This window comes from Alcanivorax sp. (genome assembly GCF_014762765.1).
Taxonomy (GTDB): Bacteria; Pseudomonadota; Gammaproteobacteria; order Pseudomonadales; family Alcanivoracaceae; genus Alcanivorax.
The window spans coordinates 4,304-8,807 of sequence record NZ_JABURH010000141.1 but is presented as its reverse complement, the minus strand read 5'-3'; the positions used below and the strand labels follow the sequence as shown (position 1 = coordinate 8,807).

Below are 4,504 nucleotides of genomic sequence, written 5' to 3'. Positions count from 1 at the left end.
GAAGTGATGCGCGAAGCGGCCCGCCGCGGCTTCGCCACCGCCACCGACCTGGCCGACTACCTGGTACGCAAGGGCATTGCCTTCCGCGACTCCCACGAAATCGTTGGCAAGGCCGTGGCCTACGGAGTAGAAAAGAAGAAGGACTTGAGCGACATGTCCCTGTCTGAACTGAAACAATTCAGTGATCAGATCGAAGACGACGTGTTCGACGTGCTGACCCTGGAAGGCTCGGTGAGCGCCCGTAACCATATCGGCGGCACCGCCCCGGATCAGGTGCGTGCCGCAGTTGCCCGTGCCCGGCAAGCGCTGGACAATACCGGTAACTGATCAACCTCGGGCGGACAGGGCGCGGCCCTTTCCGCCACCCTTCGTCGAGGGGGAAGCGCCACGCTATCCGCCTTCGCACGCACATTCGGAGTTTGATGATGCGTATCATCACCCTGCTATTTGTCGTTCTGCTGGCTGGCTGTGGCCAGAAAGGCCCGCTGTACTTCGCCCCCCAGGAACCCGCTGCCGAGCCCGCAGAGGCACAGGACGACAACACCGACCAACCCGCCGTATCCGACCAGGATGACGGGGAACAGGAATAATCATGGATCACTTTCAGTACCGCGACGGCGAGCTGTTCGCTGAAGAACTGCCGGTAGAACAACTGGCGGACCGCTTCGGCACACCGCTGTATCTCTACTCCCGCGCCACCCTGGAGCGTCACTTCCAGGCCTTTGACGAGGCCTTTGGGGACCATCCCCACCAGGTCTGTTATGCGGTAAAAGCCAACTCCAACCTGGCGGTACTAAACGTGCTGGCCCGCTGCGGCGCCGGCTTTGATATCGTCTCTGGCGGCGAGCTGGAGCGGGTACTGCGGGCCGGCGGCGATCCGGACAAGATCGTATTTTCCGGCGTTGGCAAAACCGCCGATGAAATGGCCGCCGCCCTGAAAGCCAACATTCACTGCTTCAACGTGGAATCCGCCGCTGAGCTGGAACTGCTCAACCTGGTAGCCGGAGAACTGGATCGTGAAGCGCCCATCGCCATTCGCGTGAACCCGGATGTGGACGCCCAGACCCACCCCTACATATCCACCGGTCTGAAGGACAACAAGTTCGGTGTGGATATCGCCAAGGCACCGGCGCTGTATCAGCGCGCCGCCGAGTTGCCGCACATCAAGGTACTGGGCATCGATTGCCATATCGGCAGCCAGCTGACCAAGCTGTCTCCGTTCGAAGATGCCCTGGAGCGGGTGCTCAAACTGCTGGATCAGCTACAGCACCTGGGTATCGAAATTCACCATCTGGATCTGGGCGGTGGCCTGGGCGTCACCTACAACGAGGAAGCGCCACCGGCGCCGGCCGATTACGTGCAGGCCCTGCTCAAGCACATCCCCGGCGACCTGCCGGTACACATCGAGCCGGGCCGGGCCATTGCCGCCAACGCCGGTATCTTTGTCACCCAGGTACTGTTCCTCAAGCCCACCGAACACAAGAACTTCGCCATTGTCGACGGTGCCATGAACGACCTGATCCGCCCGAGCCTGTATTCGGCCTGGCAGAACATCGTGCCGGTCAAACCCCATGATGCGGATTGTCGCGACTGGGATATCGTCGGCCCGGTCTGCGAGACCGGTGACTTTCTTGGCAAGGACCGGGCCCTGTCCCTGGAGACCGGCGACCTGTTGGCGGTACGCAGCGCCGGCGCCTACGGTTTTGCCATGGCCAGCAACTACAACAGCCGCAACCGCCCCGCCGAAGTCATGGTGGATGGCGACCAGGCCTTTGTAGTGCGCCAGCGGGAAACCGTTGAGGACCAGCTGAAGCTGGAATCCTTGTTGCCCTGAAATCTACCCTTCCGACACTCGCCCCTCGCCGGCCACCGCCGGCGGGGTCAGGCGCAGCACCTTGATTCCCAGCCAGGCATACACCAGCGCCAGCAGCGGGTTGATCAGGTTGAAAAACGCAAAGAACAGATAATCCGTCACCGGCACCAGCAGCACCGACTGCATGTAGGCCCCGCAGGTATTCCAGGGAATCAGCGGGCTGGTGATAGTGCCACCGTCCTCCAGCGCCCGGGACAGATTCACCGGCGCCAGCCCTTCCCTTTCATAGGCCTCACGGAACATGCGCCCGGGCATGATGATGGAAATGTACTGATCTGCAGTGAGAATGTTGCTGCCCAGACAGGTGGCCAAGGTGGCCGCAATGAGCCCCGCCGCGCCCTTCACCATCGCCAGCAAGCCTTCAATCAACTTCGCCAGCAAACCGGCATGTTCCATCACCGCCCCGAACGTCATGGCACAGAGAATCAGCCATACCGTATTGAGCATGGACGCCATGCCGCCACCGGACAGCAGATCATTGAGCGCCGCATCGCCGGTTTCCACCGTGATACCGGCATAAAAGGTCTGCCACACCACTTTCAGTGACGCCACCATATCCGCCTGCGCCACGCCCGCCTGGGCGGCAATGGCCTCGGGCTGGAACAACAGCGCCCAAATGCCACCCAGCAAGGCCCCCAGGAAGATCGCCGGCAGCGCCGGCATGCGCTTGAGCGCCAGTACCAGCAGCACCAGCAGGGGAATCAGATGCAGAAAGGAAATATGGAACTGGTTATCCAGGCCGGCCAGTAGCGGGCGGATGCGATCCACCGTGTCACCGGCTACCTCCGCGTTAAAGCCCATGAACAGGAAAATCAGCAGGGCGATGACAATGGAGGGCACCGTGGTCCACAGCATCAGGCGGATATGCTCGAACAGATCCGAGCCTGCCACCGCCGGTGCCAGATTGGTGGTTTCCGACAGCGGCGAAATCTTGTCGCCGAAATAGGCTCCAGACACCACCGCCCCCGCGGCCACCGGCAGCGATAACCCCAGGCCGTTGGCCACCCCGATCAGTGCCACCCCAACGGTGGCCGCCACTGTCCAACTGGAGCCGATACTCAGGGCAATAATGGCGCAAATCAGGCAGGCCGCTGCATAGAACAGGGCCGGGTTCATCAGCTCCAGTCCGAAATAGATCAGCGACGGCACAATGCCGGCCAGCCGCCAGGTACCAATTAATGCCCCGACACTGAGCAGAATCAGCACCGCGCCCAGGGCCACGGCAATGCCCTTGATCATGGCGGTCTCGATTTCCCGCCAGGACATACCATTCTTGAAAGCGATCAGCGAGGCCAGCCCGGCACAAAGTAACAGGGCAATCTGGTTGGGTCCGGAAGAAGCACTGTCGCCGAACAGGTACACCGCTGCCGCCAACAGCGCCACCAGCACAACTATAGGCAGCAGGGCATCGAACAGGCTGGGGCGGCGATGTGAAGAGGACTGTGTCATGGCAGGCTTACAGACGGCTGTCTGTCCGGTTGCTCTCTTTCCCGTTATGGGCCTTCGCCGGCGAGTAAGCACTTACCGGCGGCACGAAAAGCGGCGCAGTCTACCAGCACCCTGGCGAAGGCGCATTGCCGGTGGTCGGCCTGACAAGGCGAGTGCCTGACTCCCCCGCCCAATGCGATTCACATACCTCATCGCACCCTATTTTGTTAAGGCTGTCAGGCCTCGCCGGTGAGCTCTTTTACCAGCGTATGGCCGTTGGGTTCGCACAGGGCACTCTTGAGCACAGGCATGGCCTGGGCCATATGCTGGGCCAGCGTGTAAGGCGGATTGACGATCAGCATGCCGGAGCCGGTCATGCCACGGCCGGAGGCATCCGGGCGCGGACAGCATTCCACCCGCAGCAGGTTGGGGATCTCGGCCTTGACGAAGCGGCGGATGAAACTCTCGGTGCGGTTGCGATCCAGCACCGGGTACCAGATGGCATAGGTGGCGGTGGAGAAGCGCTCCATGGCCATCTGCAGCGCCGGCAACAGACCGAGGTAATCCGCTTCCATTTCATAGGAAGGATCGATCAGCACCAATCCACGGCGATGCTGGGGCGGCAGCATGGCCTTGAATCCCTGCCAGGCGTCCAGCTTTTCCACACGCACCCGCTTGTCATCGGCAAAGCGACGCTGAAGCAACTCGAAATCGGTACTGTGCAGCTCCGAACACTGCAGCCGATCCTGCTCGCGCAACAGGCTGGCGCTGATCAGCGGCGAACCCGGATACTCGGTGAGCTTGCCCACCGGGTTGAGTTTTTTCACCAGCGCCACGTACTGGTCAATCACCCCCACACCGGTGCGGTTATCCAACAGCCGGGCAATGCCGTCCCGGTATTCCCCGGTCTTCTGCATGTGATCACTGGCAATGGCATAGCTGCCTGCCCCGGCATGGGTATCATGCACCGTGAAGGGTTTATCCTTCTTTTTCAGGTACTCAATGATCGCCACCTGGACGATGTGCTTGAGGACATCGGCAAAATTGCCGGCGTGGTAGCTGTGGCGGTAGGAAAGCATGGTGACAACCTGAAGAAGTGTAAGAGCGTATTGTACACCGAATGCCGCCCAGCATAGGAACGTCGCTGGCTGCATCATATGGATGTTTCTACAGGGCTCCCTGTAGGAGCGCCTCTTGAGGCGC

At 61.1% G+C, this 4,504-nt stretch carries 4 protein-coding genes and 1 pseudogene; 3 read left to right on the top strand and 2 right to left on the bottom strand.

The window, feature by feature from the left end; genetic code table 11:
* From HUJ17_RS09955 to lysA, 3 genes and pseudogenes are all read left to right on the top strand, one after another.
* Nucleotides 1-327: pseudogene (locus HUJ17_RS09955) on the top strand (argininosuccinate lyase); the annotation flags it as partial.
* A gap of 95 nt (nucleotides 328-422) precedes the next feature.
* A complete protein-coding gene (locus tag HUJ17_RS09950) occupies nucleotides 423-590 on the top strand; it encodes a lipoprotein (protein WP_290510549.1) in 168 nt (55 codons plus the stop codon).
* Nucleotides 591-592: 2 nt separating this feature from the next.
* The gene (gene lysA / locus HUJ17_RS09945) at nucleotides 593-1,834 is read left to right on the top strand and encodes a diaminopimelate decarboxylase (protein WP_062815618.1); all 1,242 of its coding nucleotides are present in this window, start codon (nucleotides 593-595) and stop codon (nucleotides 1,832-1,834) included.
* 3 nt (nucleotides 1,835-1,837) lie between these two features.
* On the opposite strand, the gene nhaC is transcribed toward lysA, so the two are convergent.
* Together nhaC and rlmJ are read right to left on the bottom strand one after the other, a co-directional pair.
* Nucleotides 1,838-3,322: a Na+/H+ antiporter NhaC gene (gene nhaC / locus HUJ17_RS09940; protein ID WP_290510548.1), complete on the bottom strand. Its 1,485-nt coding sequence runs from the start codon at nucleotides 3,320-3,322 to the stop codon at nucleotides 1,838-1,840.
* A gap of 215 nt (nucleotides 3,323-3,537) precedes the next feature.
* Complete coding sequence (gene rlmJ, locus HUJ17_RS09935) at nucleotides 3,538-4,380, bottom strand: 23S rRNA (adenine(2030)-N(6))-methyltransferase RlmJ (RefSeq protein WP_290510547.1); 843 nt, start codon at nucleotides 4,378-4,380, stop codon at nucleotides 3,538-3,540.
* Between the last annotated feature and the right edge of the window lie 124 nt (nucleotides 4,381-4,504).